Origin of the sequence: Bradyrhizobium sp. CCBAU 53415, assembly GCF_028128735.1 — a bacterium.
Classification (GTDB): domain Bacteria; phylum Pseudomonadota; class Alphaproteobacteria; order Rhizobiales; family Xanthobacteraceae; genus Bradyrhizobium.
The window spans coordinates 546,080-564,188 of record NZ_LBJF01000027.1 but is presented as its reverse complement, the minus strand read 5'-3'; the positions used below and the strand labels follow the sequence as shown (position 1 = coordinate 564,188).

At 65.2% G+C, this 18,109-nt stretch carries 13 protein-coding genes; 6 read left to right on the top strand and 7 right to left on the bottom strand.

The window, feature by feature from the left end; all coding sequences use genetic code 11:
- Positions 1 to 30 precede the first annotated feature (30 nt).
- From XH87_RS30785 to XH87_RS30770, 4 genes are all read right to left on the bottom strand, one after another.
- Complete coding sequence (locus XH87_RS30785; protein ID WP_271590129.1) at positions 31 to 1,554, bottom strand: FAD-dependent oxidoreductase; 1,524 nt, start codon at positions 1,552 to 1,554, stop codon at positions 31 to 33.
- 231 nt (positions 1,555 to 1,785) lie between these two features.
- A complete protein-coding gene (locus XH87_RS30780; protein ID WP_271590128.1) occupies positions 1,786 to 2,676 on the bottom strand; it encodes an alpha/beta fold hydrolase in 891 nt (296 codons plus the stop codon).
- A 103-nt stretch (positions 2,677 to 2,779) separates the two neighbouring features.
- Positions 2,780 to 3,607 (bottom strand): HD domain-containing protein, encoded by an 828-nt coding sequence (locus XH87_RS30775; RefSeq protein ID WP_271590127.1) that lies wholly within the window; start codon positions 3,605 to 3,607, stop codon positions 2,780 to 2,782.
- 220 nt (positions 3,608 to 3,827) lie between these two features.
- Positions 3,828 to 4,727 carry a LysR family transcriptional regulator gene (locus XH87_RS30770; protein WP_271590126.1) on the bottom strand — a complete coding sequence of 300 codons (900 nt, stop codon included), beginning with the start codon at positions 4,725 to 4,727 and terminating at the stop codon, positions 3,828 to 3,830.
- A 157-nt stretch (positions 4,728 to 4,884) separates the two neighbouring features.
- Here XH87_RS30770 and XH87_RS30765 point away from each other — a divergent pair, with 157 nt between their 5' ends.
- The 6 genes from XH87_RS30765 (at position 4,885) to XH87_RS30740 (ending at position 11,082) form a co-directional block, all read left to right on the top strand.
- Positions 4,885 to 6,036, top strand: a complete 1,152-nt coding sequence (locus XH87_RS30765) for an ABC transporter ATP-binding protein (protein WP_271590125.1) — start codon at positions 4,885 to 4,887, stop codon at positions 6,034 to 6,036.
- Positions 6,029 to 6,976: a carbohydrate ABC transporter permease gene (locus XH87_RS30760; protein WP_035709316.1), complete on the top strand. Its 948-nt coding sequence runs from the start codon at positions 6,029 to 6,031 to the stop codon at positions 6,974 to 6,976. The genes XH87_RS30765 and XH87_RS30760 overlap by 8 nt, the downstream gene beginning before the upstream one ends.
- Positions 6,973 to 7,809 (top strand): carbohydrate ABC transporter permease, encoded by an 837-nt coding sequence (locus tag XH87_RS30755; RefSeq protein ID WP_035709314.1) that lies wholly within the window; start codon positions 6,973 to 6,975, stop codon positions 7,807 to 7,809. Before XH87_RS30760 ends, XH87_RS30755 begins: the two co-directional genes overlap by 4 nt.
- A gap of 28 nt (positions 7,810 to 7,837) precedes the next feature.
- Positions 7,838 to 9,118 carry an ABC transporter substrate-binding protein gene (locus tag XH87_RS30750; protein ID WP_271590124.1) on the top strand — a complete coding sequence of 427 codons (1,281 nt, stop codon included), beginning with the start codon at positions 7,838 to 7,840 and terminating at the stop codon, positions 9,116 to 9,118.
- Between the two features lie 64 nt (positions 9,119 to 9,182).
- Positions 9,183 to 10,007 carry a phosphodiesterase gene (locus XH87_RS30745; RefSeq protein WP_271590123.1) on the top strand — a complete coding sequence of 275 codons (825 nt, stop codon included), beginning with the start codon at positions 9,183 to 9,185 and terminating at the stop codon, positions 10,005 to 10,007.
- A 454-nt stretch (positions 10,008 to 10,461) separates the two neighbouring features.
- Complete coding sequence (locus tag XH87_RS30740; RefSeq protein ID WP_271590122.1) at positions 10,462 to 11,082, top strand: hypothetical protein; 621 nt, start codon at positions 10,462 to 10,464, stop codon at positions 11,080 to 11,082.
- A gap of 168 nt (positions 11,083 to 11,250) precedes the next feature.
- On the opposite strand, the gene XH87_RS30735 is transcribed toward XH87_RS30740, so the two are convergent.
- Genes XH87_RS30735 through XH87_RS30725 form a run of 3 tightly spaced genes read right to left on the bottom strand, consistent with a single transcriptional unit; the run spans position 11,251 to position 17,948 of the window.
- Positions 11,251 to 12,129: a transglutaminase family protein gene (locus XH87_RS30735; RefSeq protein ID WP_271590121.1), complete on the bottom strand. Its 879-nt coding sequence runs from the start codon at positions 12,127 to 12,129 to the stop codon at positions 11,251 to 11,253.
- Entirely contained in the window at positions 12,126 to 14,651 is a 2,526-nt protein-coding gene (locus tag XH87_RS30730) for a circularly permuted type 2 ATP-grasp protein (protein ID WP_271590120.1), read from the bottom strand. Before XH87_RS30730 ends, XH87_RS30735 begins: the two co-directional genes overlap by 4 nt.
- Positions 14,652 to 14,678: 27 nt before the next feature.
- Positions 14,679 to 17,948 (bottom strand): transglutaminase family protein, encoded by a 3,270-nt coding sequence (locus tag XH87_RS30725; RefSeq protein WP_271590119.1) that lies wholly within the window; start codon positions 17,946 to 17,948, stop codon positions 14,679 to 14,681.
- Between the last annotated feature and the right edge of the window lie 161 nt (positions 17,949 to 18,109).

Below are 18,109 nucleotides of genomic sequence, written 5' to 3'. Positions count from 1 at the left end.
TTGACGCAAATCAAGACTGAATGCGGCGCTTCAGGCGTGCGACCGCTCCATCTCCAATTCGGCCTTGAGATTGTCGAGATCGCGATAAATTGAAGCGACCGCAAGCACCCGACCGGCCCTGCGGTACTTCAGCAGGCAGTCCCTTCCGGAGATACTGCCGTCGATCGCGATGTCGTCGAAGCTCTCGGCGTGGCCGACATAGTTGATCGGCACGTCGTAGTGCTGGCTCCAGAAGAACGGCACCGCATCAAAGCGCTCGCGCTTGCCGAGCATGTTGCGCGCTGCGGTCTGGCCCTGCCGCTCCGCCACGACCCAATGCTCGACGCGGATGGTTTGCCGCGAATGCGGATCAGGCCAGCGCGCGATGTCGCCGGCGGCGAAGATGCCGGCGAGGCTGGTTTCCAGATATTCGGACACGCTCACGCCGCGATCGGCGGCAAGCCCCGCCTGCTCGGCGAGCGCGAGGCGCGGCTTGACGCCGATGCCGACCACAACCAGGTCAGCCTCGATGACGGCGCCGCTCTTCAGCGTCGCGCGCATGCCAGCGAGCTTTTCCACCGTATCCTTCAAGTGGAAGACGACGCCGTTCTCCTCATGCAGCGACCGGACGAAGTCGCCCATCTCGGCGCCGAGCACCTTCTGCATCGGCCGTTCTTCCGGCGCGACCACATGCACCTCGATCTTGCGCGCCCGCAAGGACGCCGCGACTTCGAGGCCGATGAAGCTCGCGCCGATCACCAGCGCATGCCTGGCGCTGCCCGCCGTCTTGATGACAGCGCGGCTGTCGGCAACGGAGCGCAATGTGTGGACATGCGGCTGGTCCGCGCCCGGGACCTGCAATCTGACCGGCTCGGCGCCGGTCGCGAGCAGCAGCCGGTCGAACGACAGCCTGTCGCCGTTGCCCAGCGTGACGCTGCGCGTCTTCGCATCGATCGCGGAGACATTCGTGTTCAGCCTGAGATCGATGCCGGCGTCCTGATAGTAGTCCGCGCCCCGCAGCGGCAGCCAGTCCTCCGGGGCGCTGCCGGCAAGATAGTCCTTGGAGAGATTGGGCCGGTCGACCGGCATCGCACCGTCATCGCTGAGCATGGTGATGGCACCGGCAAAGCCCTCACGCCGAAGCGTCTCGGCCGCGGCGAATCCGGCCGCACCTCCGCCGACGATGACGAATTTGTCCGGCGTCGGCGCGCTGCGACGAGCTGCGGACGGTTTTGGCGCCTCGCGCCGGCGCTGAACAATGATCTTGTCGCGATCACGCATCACCTCCCATACCGCCAGCGCATTCAGCGCCGGCGGACGCGTGGCTTCGCCCGATCGCAAGGAAAAGCAGGCGTGATGCCAGGGACAGCGGATGGTGTCGCCAACCACCAGCCCCTCCGCGAGCGGGCCGTGGTAGTGGCTGCAAGCCGGTTCGATCGCAAAGATCTCGCTGCCGGCCTGCACCAGCAGGACATCCTCCTCACCGACGTGGCCGAGCAATTTGGCTTCCTTGAAGTCGGTCAGCGACACGCCTTTGGTCAGGTCGGGACCGCTCGGCTTCCTCTTCTCGGTCATGGCATGTCTCCTCAAGCTAGCGCGGATCACCCGCCCGACCCACCGCGACACGCGCCAGCCCACGCACTTGTGACTTCATCAAGAACCCCCCTATCAAGAACCCTCCTGGCGACGGGCCGGCCACAGCGGCGCCTCTCAGCTTGGACGGCCTCAATCCGAAAAGGTTCCCCAGATCAGGAAAGATCGGACGGCCGGCGGACCCGGCCGGTCGGCAGGACGACAAATCAGGCTCTAACTGGCCGCATTGCGCACATCGAGCACCGCCCGCGCCCATTCGGCCGGCCGTTCCTGCGGCAGATTATGACCGGCATCCTTGAAGACGCGCCGCTCGAAATATCCCTCGAACATGCGCGCGTGGTGGGCGGTGCCGGAATTGACGCCGTCGCTGTCGCCGTCGATCGCAATCGTCGGGACGCGGATCGGCGGCTGGGCGGCGAGCCTGGCCTCGATCGCGGCATAGGCGGGATCGCCCGCCACCAGCGCGTAGCGGTGGCGGTAGGAGTGGATCACGACATCGACGAAATCAGGATTGTCGAAGGACGCGGCGGCTGTCTCGAACGTCGCGTCATCGAACGCCCATTTTGGCGACCACATCGTCCAGAGCTGGCGGGCAAAGCCGCGGCGGTTGCGCTCCAGCGCGCGGCGGCCGCGCTCGTTGTGGAAGAGATATTGATACCAGAGCGCCGCCTCCTCCGGCGGCGAAGCCGGCTCCATGGCGCGGGCGATGTTCTGGATGTTGTAGGAATTGCCGGAGACGAGCCCGATCACGCGCTCCGGATAGAGCGCCGAGACCACGCAGGCCGCACGCCCGCCCCAGTCATAGCCGCCGACGATGGCGCGCTCGATGCCGAGCGCATCCATGAAGGCCAGCAGATCGGCACCAAGCGCTGCCTGCTCGCCGGAGCGCAGCGTCCCGGCGGAGCGAAACCGCGTCGGCCCATAGCCGCGCAGCCAGGGCACCAGCACCCGCGCGCCGGCCTCGGCAATGATCGGCGCGGCCTCCGCGTAGGCGTTCACGTCGTAGGGAAAGCCGTGCCCGAGGATGCAGGGCCAGCCGGCCGGCGCGCCGTATTCGCGATAGGCGATGTCGAGGACATCCGTGGCGACGGTCTTTTGTTGCATGGTTTTCTCACGGATTTCGTAGCCGGATGAGCGAAGCGGCATCCGGGATTGGGCGCCACCGGCCCCGGAGTCGCCACGCCGATCCGGACTGCAAGATCGCAGCCTATCTCTGCGGGCCAGACAGCGAGATGTCGCGCTCGGCGCGGAATACGTTGCTGTAGAGGTTGGCGATCCACTGCCGGCCGATCTCGGTCTTGTTGAGATAGCCGATCTCTGTCTGGATGTGCGGTGCGACGCTGTTCCAATAGAATTGCGGATATCGGTTCACGATGTCGGCGGGCGAGTCGTAGCCGAGCTGACGGTTGATGCCGACCTCCTCGAACTCGCAATAGAGCGCGTTGGCCTTGCGCAGATAGTTGGGATCGCCGAGCTGGCCGATGAAGTCGGCCGCGCGCAGGATCGAGGCTTCCTCGTCATATTCCTGGCCTTCACGGGCGGGAAAGCGCGTCCCTTCGATGGCGCGAGCAATGCGCTCCGGGTCGAGACCGCGGATCGGCGGCAGCCGCCGCAGCACGAACAGTTTCGAGCGATCGACGTGATACATCATCAGACTGGCATCCGATGCACCGCGCGGTAGCGACACCTTGGTCCCGGCCTCGTCAATGATGAAACCGTCTTCGTCATCCTCCGGAAACAGGCCGCGGACATAGCCGATGTCGTGCGCCAAGCAGGCGATCAGGATGTGGAGGTAGTCCTCCGCCGCAAGATGCGCGTGGAGATTGCGTCCCGAGAGGATCGCCTGAGCGGCCAGAGTCACGAGCATGGTATGCTCGATGTTGTGGTAGAGCGCGTCGCTGTTGCCGATACACTCCATCGCGGTGCGCGTCGAGCCCTCCAGTACCCGAGCGGAAGGTTCGTCGTACCGGCGACGCATGAACCGACCTAGCATCTTCTCCAGGGTTTCGGCCGCCAGTCTCGGTAACGTCATCATGGATGCAGCCCCGTCCGCCGCTGGTGTCCCATGCCATCTCCCGACGTCTCATTCTTGTCCTCGACGCAGTGGAGAGCATAGCCCATCTTGGGCCGGGTAAACCAATCGCCGGAGCAAAAATACGTAAAATATCTTGCGGTCCCGCTGCGCAGCAGCATGGTTGTCGCTACATCTCACCACAACCAAAGCTGGCTGGAAAGCCCCAACCCCGACCAGCGCTTCAAGGTGCAGCCAGGATGTCGACGCCGGCGGCCGAGCGCGAAAGACTTCTGGCCAGATAGAACAGCTCGACCAGCTTGCCGCGTTTGCCGGCCAGCGAGAAGATGTATTCGGGCGACTCCGCCTCGATTTCCGCGATCGCCACCTTCGCGATCCGGTCGATGCGGCTCGAGCCGTGCTCCCAGACGAAGCCGACGCCGAGCCGATTGGCGACCGCCTCCAGCATCCCCTCGCGTGTATTGACGACGATCGCCGGACTGGCGCGCAGCTTGACGACGCGAAACGCCCTGTCCACGGCGCGCTGGGTCGCGGAATCCCGGGTCCGAAAGACCAGCGGGTATTGCATGAGGCCGGCGATAGACACGCGCGATTGACGACTGAGGTCGTGAACGGGATGGCAGATCGCCACGACGCGCTGCTGTACGCAGGGTTCGCGACGGAAGCGGTTGTCCTGCGGCACTTCCGGCAATACGGCGACGTCGACACGCTGGTCGACCACCGCGGCCATGATCGCCGACCAGCTGCCGATCTCGATGTTGATCTGGATCTTCGGATACAGATTGCGGAATGCTGCGATCAGCGCCATGCCCGGCATGGCGTTGCCGAGCCCGATGCGAAGCTCGCCTCCCGTGGGCTCGTCGCGCTGCTGAAGGATAGCCAGCGCATCCGCCTCGATCGCTTGCATGCGGCTCGTTGCAGCGTAGAGCCGCCGGCACAACGGCGTCGCGATCAGCGTCTGGCCGTGCCGGTCGAACAGTGCAACCGCGAACTCGGCCTCCAGATCGCGCACGAGTTGCGCAACTGCCGGCTGCGACACCCCCAGCCGCCTCGCTCCGGCCGCAAAGCTGCCGGTCTCGAACACCGCATTGACCGCACGGACGCGCGACGATGTCAACGCCACCACAACAACCCCAAGATCGCCATTCTCCCCTGTTCCGGACCCGGCGAAAGCAAAACCTGGGATGACCATAAGGACCGCCATTGACCGTAATGTGAATGTCAGATGCGCTCCTTAACTCCTCATGCGCCGCAACAAGGCCAGCAGGGGACCAGCGCGCATGGCGCAGATCGAACTTTCCGCAATCCGCAAGTCCTTTGACGGCACCGACGTCCTGAAGGGCATCGATTTCCGAATTGAGAACGGCGAGTTCATCTCGCTGGTCGGTCCTTCCGGCTGCGGCAAGTCGACCCTGCTCCGCATCATTGCCGGCCTCGAGCCGCAGAATTCCGGCCAGGTCCACATCGACGGCCGCCCGGTGGACGCCGTTCGCCCGAGCGCGCGCAACCTCGCGATGGTCTTTCAATCCTACGCGCTCTATCCGCATTTGAGTACCTTCGACAATATTGCGGTGCCGCTCAGGATGCGGCGCCTCTCGGCGATCGAACGGCTGCCGCTGCTCGGCACGCTGCTGCCGAGCCGACGCGCCAAGGAACGGCACATTCGCGCCGACGTCGAAGGGATCGCCGAGCAGCTCGACATCGCGCCATTGCTGCGGCGCAAGCCCGGGCAATTGTCCGGCGGACAGCGGCAACGCGTCGCAGTCGGACGCGCCATGGTGCGCGAGCCGCTGGCTTTCCTGTTCGATGAACCGCTCTCCAATCTCGACGCAAAGCTGCGTGTCCATATGCGCGCAGAACTCGCGGAGCTGCATCGCCGCCTCAAGGCGACGTTCGTCTACGTCACGCACGACCAGGCCGAGGCGATGACGATGTCGAGCCGGATCGCCGTCATGATGGGCGGTGAATTGATTCAGGCCGGGACGCCTGCGGAGATCTACAACCACCCCAACGACATCCGTGTTGCCGAATTCATCGGCAGCCCCAAGATCAACGTCCTCCCCGGCCGGATCCGCAAGGACGGCGGCGTCGACGTGCTGGGGACTGCCCTGAGGCTTTCGTGCAATGCGGCGGCCGGCGAATGCCGCGTCGGCGTCCGCCCGGAGCGGATCGACGTGGGCGCGGGGCCGTTCTCCGGAACCGTTGTCCATCTGGAGAATCTCGGCGCCGAGGCGTTCGTGCACCTTGCGATCGATGGCGCCGGATTACGCCTCATCGCGCGGCTCGCCGACGTCAGGCATTTGCCTGCAATGGCCAGCTCCGTCGCCTTCGGTTTCGCCGCCGACGCGGTGCGGATTTTCGATCCGGCCGGGAAGCGGATCGAGCTCAGAGCGGAGCAAGCCGAGCGCATGCGCGAGCCCGCCCATGTCTGACGGCTCCATGACCATTGGCGCGGCCATCGCTCCCGCAGGCGCGACACGGCGCACGCTGCCGGCCCACGGCAGCCGACGGACATACTCCGCTTACGCCCTGGTGACGCCGGCCGCGGCACTGATGCTGATCATGCTGCTTGGTCCGCTCGCCGGCGTGATCGCCCTCTCCTTCACCGACTATCAGCTCGGCGCGCCGCATTTCTCCTGGATCGGCCTCGCCAATTACCGGGACCTGTTCGCCGACAAGGTGTTCTGGACCGCGCTGCGCAACACGCTGGCCTATGTCGTGATCGTGGTGCCCGGCGCCGTGATCGCAGGCCTTGCGATCGCGCTTCTGATCCAGAGCGGCACCAGCCTGCGCAGCCTCTACCGGACGATCTATTTCCTGCCCGTGATGGCGACCCTGATCGCCATGGCGGTCGTGTGGGAGTTCATGCTGCACCCGCAATTCGGCCTGGTGAACGGGATGTTGCGCAGCGCGGGCCTGCCGGCCTTTGCCTGGCTGCAGGACCGCAGCACGGCCCTCTATGCGCTGTGCGCAATCGGCATCTGGCAGGCGGTCGGCTTCAACATGGTGCTGTTTCTCGCCGGCCTCGTCTCCATCCCCAAGCAGCTCTACGAGGCGGCCGAGATCGACGGTGCGTCGAGCGGCTGGGCTCGCTTCCGCCTCGTGACCTGGCCGATGCTGGGGCCGGTCACGACCTTCGTCGTCGTGATCTCCGGCATCCGCTCGTTCCAGGTGTTCGACACCGTGCACGTACTGACCAAGGGCGGCCCGTCGAAATCGACCGAGGTCCTGATCCACACCATGTACACGGAAGGTTTCGAGTTCTTCCGCTCAGGCTACGCCGCCGCGATCACCGTCGTCTTCCTGGTGTTCGTTCTCTTGCTCACCCTGATCAAATCGAGGCTCGCCGATCGCGGCGTGCACTACACATGAGCAATGCACATCCCATCCCATTCCGGGCGATCCTCCGCCACGTGCTGCTGATCGCCGGCGCCGCGCTCATGCTGGCGCCCTTCATCTGGATGATCTCGACCGCGTCCAAGCCGCAGACCGAGATCTTCTCCAGCGAGCTGCACCTGATCCCCTACCGGTTCGCGCTGGCGGATAACCTGCGCGAGGCCTTCGCCAAGGCCAATCTGCTGCGCTTCCTGCTCAACGGCGTCATCGTCACGATCTCGATCTTCGTGCTGCAGGTGATGGTGGCGCTGCCGGCGGCCTACGCGCTCGCAAAACTTCGCTTTCTCGGCCGCGAGGCGCTGTTTGCGCTCGTGCTGTTCGGGATCCTGATCCCGCCGCAGGCGACCGCGATCCCCGTCTTCCTGATGCTGCACAAGGCCGGCCTGCTCGACAGCTATGCCGCGCTCGTCCTGCCCTTCACGATCTCGGTCTTCGGCATCTTCCTGATGCGCCAGTTCTTCAAGACCGTGCCCGACGATCTCGTCGATGCGGCGCGCATGGACGGCATCTCCGAATTCGGCATCGTCTGGCGGGTGATGCTGCCGGCCGCGATTCCCGCAGTGACCGCCTTCGGCATCTTCTCCGTGGTCGCGCATTGGAACGACTATTTCTGGCCGCTGATCGTGCTCAACAGCGAGCAATTGCGTACGCCGCCGCTTGCGGTCGCGCATTTCCGCAACAACGAGGCCGGCACCAGCTACGGCCCGCTGATGGCCGCCGCGATGGTGATCATCGCGCCGCTCGTCATCGCCTTCCTCTTTGCCCAACGCCGCTTCATCGAGGGCATCACCCTGACCGGGATCAAGTAACCACGTCACCTCAAACAGGAGTCTATCCATGCTGAAGTCCATCATCGCCGCGGCGGCTCTGTCGCTAGTGGCCGGAGCTGCGCTCGCGCAGACAAAGACCGAGATCGTGATGCAGTATCCCTATCCGGAGCTGTTCACCGAGACCCACAAGCGCATCGCGGAGGAATTCGCCAAGGTGCACCCGGAGATCAAGGTCACGATGCGGGCGCCTTACGAATCCTACGAGGACGCCACCCAGAAGGTGCTGCGCGAAGCCGTCACCAATCAGATGCCCGACGTGTCGTTCCAGGGCCTGAACCGCATCCGCGTCCTGGTCGACAAGAACATCCCGGCCGAGCTCGGCGGCTACATCGCGGCCGAAAAGGATTTCGACAAGCAGGGCTTCCATCAGGCGATGTATGACATCGGCACCGCCGGCGGCAAGGTCTACGCCCTTCCCTTCGCGATCTCCCTGCCCATCGTCTACGTCAATCTCGACTTGGTGAAGCAGGCCGGCGGCGACGTGAACAACCTGCCGAAGAGCTGGGACGAGCTGATCGCGCTCGCCAAGAAGATCAAGGCGCTCGGCAACGACACCAACGGCGTCACCTATGCCTGGGACATCACCGGCAACTGGCTGTGGCAGGCGCCGGTGTTCGCGCGCGGCGGCACCATGCTCAATGCCGACGAGACCAAGGTCGCGTTCGACGGAGCGGAAGGCAAGTTCGCCATCAACATGATTGCGCGGCTGGTCAACGAGGGCGGCATGCCCAACCTCGACCAGCCGTCGATGCGCGCGGCGTTCGCTGCCGGCAAGACCGGCTTTCACATCACCTCGACCTCGGACCTCAACAAGGTCACGCAGATGACCGGCGGCAAGTTCGCGCTGAAGACGATTCCGTTCCCGGACGTCGTCTCCCCGAACGGCAGGCTGCCGGCCGGCGGCAATGTCGTGCTGATCCTCGCCAAGGACAAGGCCAAGCGCGACGCCGCCTGGGAAGCTGTGAAGTTCTGGACCGGCCCCAAGGGCGCCGCGATCATGGCGGAGACCACCGGTTACATGCCGCCGAACAAGGTCGCCAACGAGGTCTATCTGAAGGACTTCTACGTCAAGAACCCCAACAACTACACCGCGGTCAGCCAGCTCGCGCTGCTCACCAAATGGTACGCCTTCCCCGGCGACAACGGCCTGAAGATCACCGACGTGATCAAGGATCATCTCAACTCGATCATCTCGGGCGCCCGCGCGAGGGAGCCCGAGGCCGTCCTCGCCGACATGACCACGGACGTGCAGAAGCTGCTGCCGAAGACGACAGGCGCGGCGCGCTGAGCGTCCTGACATCCACTGGCACGGGGCGCGCCGGCGCCCCGTGCCCCGCTGACTGGAGATGGCGATGAAACTGCTTCACCTGAGCGACATTCACCTGACCGCGCCCGGCTCGACCATCGGCGGCCGCGATCCGCGGGTCAATTTCGAACGGGCGCTGGCGCATGCGCTGAAGGATCATCACGACGCCGAGTTGATGGTGATCACCGGCGACCTCTCGGATTGGGGCGATCTCGCCGACTATCAATGGCTCAAGCAGCGCCTCGACGAATATCCGCTGCCGGTCCGGCTGTGCATCGGCAACCACGACCGACGCGCCGCCTTCCTGAGCGTCTTCCCCGACCTCGCCGACGAGAGCGGCTTCGTCCAGGGCATCCACGATACCGCCGCCGGCCGCTGCTTGTTCCTCGACACCGCCCAACCGGAAACGCACGCCGGCCGTTATTGCGAAGATCGTCTCGGCTGGCTCGAGGCACGGCTTGCCGAGCATGACGGGCCATTCCTGCTCTTCATGCACCACAATCCCATGCCGGTGCATCTCGTCCCGTTCGACCAGATCGGCCTGCTCGACGAAGCTCCATTCCGGCGTCTCATCAATCGCCACCGGGCGAAGATCCGCCACGTGTTCTTCGGGCATTGTCACTTGCCTCTCGCAGGCTCGATTGCAGGCGTCCCGGTCTCGTCGCTGCGCGGCACCAACCATGCGAGCTTTCCGCTCTTCTCCGAGACCAAGCTGCTGAGCGCCTGCGACCTGCCGCAATCCTACGGCGTCGCATTCCTCGGGGAGGATTATGTGACCGTGCACATGGTGGAATACGGCTACGACGGTCCCATCCGCACCCAGGGTTCACCGGACTACAAGGCCTGGGATCGCGAGACCATGGTGCGATGAATGGCGAGCTCCGACCATTTTCAGGGCGCGTCCTCTTGAATCTGCGCTGCACTTCTTGGAGAGTCTGCTCCACCTTATAGCCGCGCGTTGGCGTCCCTCACCCTAGTTCGGAGATGGACCAGTTGCAGACATCGGCTACACGCGCGCATGCGCAACCTTTCAAAGCATCGAATAGTCGAACCCGGTGAAGGTTTCCAAGACTTGTGATCCTATTGCCCTGCAATTCGAACTGGTATACACGTATAAATATATTACTTGATTACGCTACATTTTTTGATTGGTCAGGTGATTGTTCATATCTGACATCGGTACCGGGACAAAGGTTGCCGTTGGCGCAGGCGTCGCTGCTGCTCTTATCGGAGGTAAAATATTATCGCATTCCGGGTCGGTCGTTTCCCACACTGGTTCAGTTATCTCCCATACCGCTCCGGCAGTAACTCGTTCAGAAATCGCATTGGGTCGCGTTGCCGAGGACATAGGTACAGGGGCGACCAGCGGCAGGATTGCTCGCGATGCTCCAGACGCGCTGGCACCCGGCGTTCATTCCACACAAATTGCGCGTGCGGGCCACGGCGGCGATTCCATCTTTGACACCAACAAACCGCTCGACGTGGGCAAGCAGGCTGAATTTACGGCCACCCGCCCGGTCGCAACCTATGCCGAAGGTGATCCGCGCTCTGTTGTTGGTCGCTATATTGCCAGTGCTGAGCCGAAACTGATCGGAGATCTGGCCAGCTTATCTCCACCGCTTTCAAAAGCCACGATTGAGATCATCATCAAAAACGATCTGGCAACAACGGCGCAGAACCTTGCCAAGGCACCTGACGCTAACGTTTCGTTCGATGTCCTCTCAGGCAAGCTGAAGGTGAACACCGCGCGGGTCGTTGGCGGCGTCAAAGTCTCAGGCGGCGAGATCAATATCTACGTCGTCGGAAGCGGCGTTACAGCGGCCGTTTTGGCATGCAATGCAGTCTCGGAAGTGACATTTAAAAATTGTATCGACGCCGGTATCAAGAAAGCAATGGCTAAGGTCTTTGATGACATTCGACCGGCCACAGCTAGGAAGGCGGACTAACGGCTGCGGAAAAAATCAATGAAGACGGGCCTAGAGGATTACCGTCGGGTATTGTGAGCCCAACACGTTAGCCATCGGTCAGGGGAGTTGCATCACAAGCTGCCAATGACCTGCAAGATGGCAGACTTCCCCTTTGCGTTGGAAAGCCGACGCTTATGAGCACCCGCCCTACTCCGTCAGCAGCACGTCGACGGCGACGCCGAGCTTCTGCTTGTGTGAGCCGACGATGATGCCGTCGACCGGCGAGACGTCGGAAAAATCGCGCCCCATTGCAAGCACGATGTGATCGTTGCCGATCAGGAGATCGTTGGTCGGATCGAGATCGACCCAGCCAAGCTCCGCTCCGCACCACAGCGACACCCACGCGTGGGTGGCGTCGGCGCCCTGCAAACGAGGCTGGCCCGGCGGCGGAATGGTGCGCAAGTAGCCGCTGACATACGCCGCCGGCAGGCCGAGCCCGCGCAGCCCCGCAATCATCACATGGGCAAAGTCCTGGCACACGCCGTGACGCTTGTCGAAGACCTCGTCGAGCGGCGTCGAGATCACCGTGGCCTTGGGGTCGTAGCGGAACTGGTTGCGGATGCGATGCATCAGATCGACCGCGCCTTTGAGGATGCCCGCGCCGGGCGGAAAGCTGATCCCCGCATAGGCGCTGACCGGGCGCAGCACCGGCACCAGGGGGCTCGCAAAGACATAGCCGACGGGCGAAGCCGGCCCGAGGCTGGTCGCCTCGAAGGCAAGATCGCGAATGCTCTCCCAGGACGGGCTGAACGCATCACGTGCCGGCGGCTGGCGCGACACCGACACGCGCGAGCGCGAGTCGATGCGCAAATTGCGATGCGCGGCTTCGATCACGACGCTCTCGGTCAGCGTGCCGAAGAAATCGCGCCGGACATTGCGCTCGGCCGGGCGCGGATGGATCTCGAGTTCGTGCGAGATCAGCTCCTGGCCGCCGCCGCTTCTCGGCTCCAGCCGCAGCGTGCAGCGGGCGAAGCTGACGGGATTCTCGTACTCGTAGGTGGTGACGTGACGGATGTCGTAGATCACGCCAGCCCCGTCAGCTTTTCCGGCCGGCTGGCATTGGGACCGTGCGGGAAGTAGTGCTGCCCGATCGCGTCGGCGAGGCTGAGCAGATCCTGCTCCAGCGCGAACAGCGTCTTGACCTCGAGCTTCTCGGCCTCCGCGGTCGCGAGCATCGCCTGCATCGCCACCGCGAGACGTTGGGGCTTCTCGATCAGGCCGTGCTCCTTCAGGCTCGGCAGCGCGGCAATGTGCTCGTTCAGCGTCGTCACCTGGAACGCCACCGACCGCGGATTGTAGCCGTCGAGCACGGCGAGGTCGCGCACCGGCGCCAGGATCGGCGCCAGCAGATAACGCGAACGGTAGGTGATCTGGCAATCGACCAGCGTCAGCAGGATGTCGAGATCCTCGTCGCCGGCCTCGTCATAGGCGAATTGCCGCGTGAAGCGCGTGGTATTGATGGCGCGTTCGATGCGGCGTCCGATGTCGAGGAAGCGCCAGCCGGCGGCGCGATTCATGTTCTCCTGCGCGAGGCCTGCGAAGCTCGCAAGCTCCTGCAGGGTCAGCTCGGCTGCGCTCAACACGCTGTCGTCGTCCTCGACCTCGTAGGCCAGACGCTCGGCCATCTCGGTGATGACCTGCCAGGCATCGGGCGACAGCCGCTCGCGCAAGGAGGTCGCCGTGCGCTGGGCCGCGCGCACCAGCGACAGCGCCGAGCCGAAACGCTCCTCGCCCTGCAACGCCTCCGCAGTGATGCGCCCGGCAGCCGCCCGCGACGTCTGCGAGATCGCGCCCCAGGCCACCAGCAGGCGCTGGATGCGTTCGGCCGATTGCGCCGAGGCCGCGGTACCCTTGTTGGGCCCGCTCGGCGAGCCCAGCGCGCGGACCAGCCGCAGCGTCGCCTCGGCGCGTTCGAGATAGCGGCCGAGCCAGAACAGGTTGTCGGCGGCACGGCTCGGCAGCACGCCGGCGATGCGGCGGATGCGCACCTTGTCGGTCGCCGGCAGCAGCGTCGCGGTCGGGACCTGCTTGTCGGAGACCACCCAGACGTCGGCGGCACGCGCGCCGTCCCCCATCGACACCGCGCGCGCATCGGCCTGCTCGGCAATCCGGCAGAATCCGCCGGGCATGATGGCCCAGCCGTCGGGCGTGGCGGCCGCGAACACGCGCAGCACGAAGGGACGCGGGGTGAGCAGGCCCTGCTCCCACACCGGCATGGTCGAGAGCCGCACCACTTCCTGGCCGACATAGTCCATGCCGCGCGCGGTGATGGCGTCGACCAGGCGCTGGCGGTCGGCGGCATCCAGCTCGCTCGCGAGCACCGGACCATTGCTGTCGAAGCCGGGAACGCCGCGCCGGTAGGCGCCTTCGATCGCGACCTCGTCGAGCCGCGCCAGCACCTCGTCGCGCGCCGCGCGCTGGCCGCACCACCAGGTCGCGATGTGCGGCATCTTCAGGTCTTCGCCGAGCAGGCGTCGGCTCAGCGCCGGCAGGAAGCCGAGCAGCGCCCGCGCCTCCAATACGCCCGAGCCCGGCATGTTGGCGACGACGACGCCGTCCTTGCGCAGCACATCGATCAGGCCGGGAACGCCGAGCCGCGAGGAGGCATCGAGTTCGAGCGGATCGAGCGAGTTGGAATCCACCCGCCGCAAGAGCACATCCAGCCGCTTCAGGCCGGCCACGGTGCGGATGTGGACGCGGTTGTCGCTGACCGCGAGATCGTCGCCTTCGACCAGCAGGAAGCCGAGATAGCGCGCCAGCGTCGCGTGCTCGAAATAGGTCTCGCTGAAGCTGCCGGGGGTGAGCACGCCGATCCTGGGCTCGTCGCGGTCGGCGCGCGCGCGAAGGCTGTCGCGGAACGCCTCGAAGAACGGCGCGACGCGCGGCACGTTCATCGACTTGTAGAGGTCGGAGAAGGCACGCGAGAGCACCAGGCGGTTCTCCAGCGCGTAGCCCGCGCCCGATGGCGCCTGGGTGCGGTCGCCGAGCACCCACCAGCGGCCGTCGGGCCCGCGGCCGACATCGGCGGCATAGAGCGAGAGATAGCGCCCGCCGGGCGGCGGCACGCCGCAGACGGGACGGAGATATTCGGGGCTGCCGGCGATCGCGGCCGCCGGCAGCGCGCCTTCGGCAACGAGCCGGCCCTCGCCATAGATGTCGCGCAGCACGCGTTCCAGCAGCTCGGCGCGCTGGGTGATGCCGGCGCAAAGCTGCTGCCAGTCGGCCTCATCGATCAAAAGCGGCAGATGGCTGATCGACCAGGGCCGGTCGGCGCTGTCGCCGGGCGCGCGGTAGGTGACGCCGGCCTCGCGGAGATGACGGTCGGCCATGCCGAAACGCCGCTCGATCTCGTCGGGCGCCAGCGCGCCAAAGGCATCGAAGAAGCGGCTCCAGACCGCGCGCGGGGCGCCGTCCGGGCCCAAGAACTCGTCGGGGATACCGGGCAGGCGGCTATAGTCGCGGACCCATTGCGCGAGGCGGCGCCGGGCTTCACGCTGATCTTGCGCCTTTCCCGCCTTGTCGTCCTGTTCGGCTGCGCCCTCGCCCATGCGCGTCTCCTTGCCCCCGCATTCTACTCATTGCAGGAGCGGGGTCCGCAAGTCGAGGGTCAGCGGAAACTCATTTGTGCGTTCCTCGGGCGGCGGCTGCATCGGACCCGGGGTATGGCCGTGGTCCTGGAAGCGCGCCAGCCGCCGCGCCTCGGCCTCATAGGTGTTGACCGGCTTGGTGTCGTAGCTGCGGCCGCCGGGATGGGCGACGTGATAGACGCAGCCGCCGAGCGAGCGGCCGTTCCAGGTGTCGATCAGATCAAAGGTCAGGGGCGCGTGAACGGGGATGGTCGGGTGCAGGCCGGAGGCCGGCTGCCAGGCCTTGAAGCGGACGCCGGCCACGGCCTCCGCCGAGCGGCCGCTCGGGGTCATCGGCAGGCGGCGACCGTTGCAGGTCACGATGTGGCGGCCTTCGACGAAGCCCTCCGCCTTGACCTGGAGCCGCTCGACCGATGAATCGACATAGCGCACGGTGCCGCCGGCCGAGCCCTCCTCGCCGAGCACGTGCCAGGGCTCCAGCGCCTGGCGCAGCTCCAGCGTCACGCCGCCATGATGAACCCGGCCGAAGGCGGGAAAGCGGAACTCGAGCTGGGCCAGATACCATTCCGGCTCGAACGGATAGCCTGATTGCTTCAGCTCGGTGAGCACGTCCTGAAAATCTTCCCAGATGAAATGCGGCAGCATGAACCGGTCGTGCAGCGCGGTGCCCCAGCGCACGAACTTGCCTCCCAGCGGCTCGCGCCAGAACTTCGCGATCAGCGCGCGGATCAGGAGCTGCTGCGCCAGCGACATGCGCGGATCCGGCGGCATCTCGAGCGCGCGGAATTCGACCAGGCCGAGCCGCCCCGTGGGCCCTTCCGGCGAATAGAGCTTGTCGATGCAGATCTCGGCGCGGTGGGTGTTGCCGGTGATGTCGACGAGCAGATGCCGGAACAGCCGGTCCACCAGCCAGAGCGGCGTCTGATAGCCCGGCGGCGGCACGTGCGAGAGCGCGATCTCGAGCTCGTAGATGCTGTCGTGCCGGGCTTCGTCGATGCGCGGTGCCTGGCTGGTCGGGCCGATGAACAGGCCGGAGAAGAAATAGGACAGCGACGGATGCCGCTGCCAGTACAAGACCAGACTCTTCAAGAGATCGGGCCGGCGCAGGAACGGCGAGTCCTGCGGGCTGGAGCCGCCGACCACGACGTGATTGCCGCCGCCGGTGCCGGTGTGGCGACCGTCGACCAGGAAGCGGTTGGCGCCGAGTCGCACCTTCGCTGCGTCCTCGTAGAGTCCGGAGGTGATCTCCACCGCGTCGCGCCAGCTCTTCGCCGGCTGGATGTTGATCTCGATGACACCAGGGTCGGGCGTAACCTTGATCACCTCGATGCGCGGATCGAACGGCGGCGGATAGCCCTCGACATGGACCTGCAGCTGCATCTCCTCCGCGGTGGCTTCGAGCGCAGCGACCAGTTCGAGATAGTCCTCGATGCGCTCGACCGGCGGCATGAAGGCGCAAAGCACGCCGTCGCGGACTTCGACCGACATCGCGGTGCGCACCGGGACGGAGGTGTTGAGATGCTCGGGCGCGGCCCGTGGCGGGGATTCCGGACGCGCGGCGAGCGTGAACACCGGCAGCTTGTCCCGCGCCTCCATCGGGTCCTGCTCGACGATGTAGGGATATTGGTTGGGCGGGACGTAACCGAGCGACCCGATCGGCAGGCGCAAACCGAGAGGCGAATCGCCGGGCATCAGGAACAGATGATTGCGCCGGAGTTGCCATCGCTCGCTGCGCCAGCGCGGCGGCGCGTTCCAGCGCTGCACCGGCAGCACGAAGCCGCGCGGTGTGTTGAGGCCCTCGTTGAACACGCGCGCCATCCGCGCGCGGGCTTCCGGATCCGATAGTTTGGAATCGGAGGGGTCGACGTTGACGGGGAGCTCAGCCTCCTTCTGGAGCCAGTACGCGGCATCCTCATAAGCCGGCATGATGTAGCCGGCATCGAGTCCGAGCCGGGCCGCCGTGCCTTCCATGAAGGCCTCGGCGTCCTTCACCTCGGCGCGGCGCGGATTCTCGATCTTGGCAATGAGATCGGCGTTCTTCCAGATCGGCACGCCGTCCTTGCGCCAGTAGAGGCCGAAGGCCCAGCGCGGCAGGCTCTCGCCCGGATACCATTTGCCCTGGCCGTAATGCAGCAGGCCGCCCGGCGCGAAGCGCGTGCGCAAGCGGCGGATCAGGTCGTCGCCGAGCGCCCGCTTGGTCGGGCCGACGGCTTCCGTATTCCACTCGCCCGCCTCGAGATCGTCGACCGAGACGAAGGTCGGCTCGCCGCCCATGGTGAGGCGCACGTCCTGGCTCGCGAGATCGCCGTCGACCTGCTCGCCGAGATCGTTGAGCCGCGCCCAGGATTCGTCGGAGAACGGTTTTGTGATGCGCGGCGCTTCGCGGATGCGGCGGACGCTCATGTCGAAGGCAAACTCGACCTCGGCAAAGCCGGCGCCACCGGAGATCGGCGCCGCCGAGCGATAATGCGGCGTGGCAGCGACCGGGATGTGCCCCTCGCCCGCGAGCATGCCGGAGGTCGCGTCGAATCCGATCCAGCCCGCGCCCGGCAGATAGACCTCGGCCCAGGCGTGCAGATCGGTGAAATCGTTCTCGACTTCGGGCGGTCCCTCGATCGGATCGATGTCGGGACGGATCTGGATCAGATAGCCGGAGACGAAGCGGGCGGCGAGGCCGAGATGGCGAAACGTCTGGATCAGCAGCCAGGCAGAGTCGCGACACGATCCTGCGCAGGAGGCAAGCGTCTCTTCCGGCGTCTGCACGCCCGGCTCCATGCGGATGATGTAGCGGACCTTCTTCTGGAGCTCGCGATTGAGCTCGACCAGGAAGTTGACTGTGTTCGGAGCTTCCTGCGGGATCGAGTCGAGAAATTTAGAGAACAGGCGATCGGGCTTGATGGTCTCGAGATAGGGCGCGAGCTCGGTCTTCAGGTCCTTCGGATAGTCAAATGGAAAACTGTCGGCATAGGGCTCGACGAAGAAGTCGAACGGGTTGACCACGGTCATCTGCGCCGTGAAGTCGACCTCGAATTTCAGCTCGGTGGTCTTCTCCGGAAAGACATAGCGCGCGAGCCAGTTGCCTTGCGGGTCCTGCTGCCAGTTCACGAAATGATTGGAGGGCGTGACCTTGAGCGAATAGCTCAGGATCGGCGTGCGCGTATGCGGCGCCGGCCGCAGCCGGATGGTCTGCGGGCCAAGGTCGATCGGGCGGTCGTATTTGTAGTGCGTGACGTGGTGTAATGCGACGTAGATCGACACGGGGTGCGATGCTCCAGCAGCTTTTTTGAGCAGAACACCTGAGCTCAGCGCGATCAAGCACTAACAACGGGCAGAGGGTGCCTATGGCACGGGCGATTGGCGAATGGCGGGAATGAAGCCATTCGCCATTCGCCACTCGCTATTCCCTATTCGCTCGCTAG

What these genes read in the sequence shown, in the direction of transcription:
- XH87_RS30780 (WP_271590128.1), bottom strand. Translation starts at nt 2,676, where the DNA reads ATGCAACAAAAGACCGTCGCCACGGATGTCCTCGACATCGCCTATCGC.
- XH87_RS30775 (WP_271590127.1), bottom strand. Translation starts at nt 3,607, where the DNA reads ATGATGACGTTACCGAGACTGGCGGCCGAAACCCTGGAGAAGATGCTA.
- XH87_RS30745 (WP_271590123.1), top strand. Translation starts at nt 9,183, where the DNA reads ATGAAACTGCTTCACCTGAGCGACATTCACCTGACCGCGCCCGGCTCG.
- XH87_RS30730 (WP_271590120.1), bottom strand. Translation starts at nt 14,651, where the DNA reads ATGGGCGAGGGCGCAGCCGAACAGGACGACAAGGCGGGAAAGGCGCAA.
- XH87_RS30765 (WP_271590125.1), top strand. Translation starts at nt 4,885, where the DNA reads ATGGCGCAGATCGAACTTTCCGCAATCCGCAAGTCCTTTGACGGCACC.
- XH87_RS30750 (WP_271590124.1), top strand. Translation starts at nt 7,838, where the DNA reads ATGCTGAAGTCCATCATCGCCGCGGCGGCTCTGTCGCTAGTGGCCGGA.
- XH87_RS30760 (WP_035709316.1), top strand. Translation starts at nt 6,029, where the DNA reads ATGTCTGACGGCTCCATGACCATTGGCGCGGCCATCGCTCCCGCAGGC.
- XH87_RS30785 (WP_271590129.1), bottom strand. Translation starts at nt 1,554, where the DNA reads ATGACCGAGAAGAGGAAGCCGAGCGGTCCCGACCTGACCAAAGGCGTG.
- XH87_RS30755 (WP_035709314.1), top strand. Translation starts at nt 6,973, where the DNA reads ATGAGCAATGCACATCCCATCCCATTCCGGGCGATCCTCCGCCACGTG.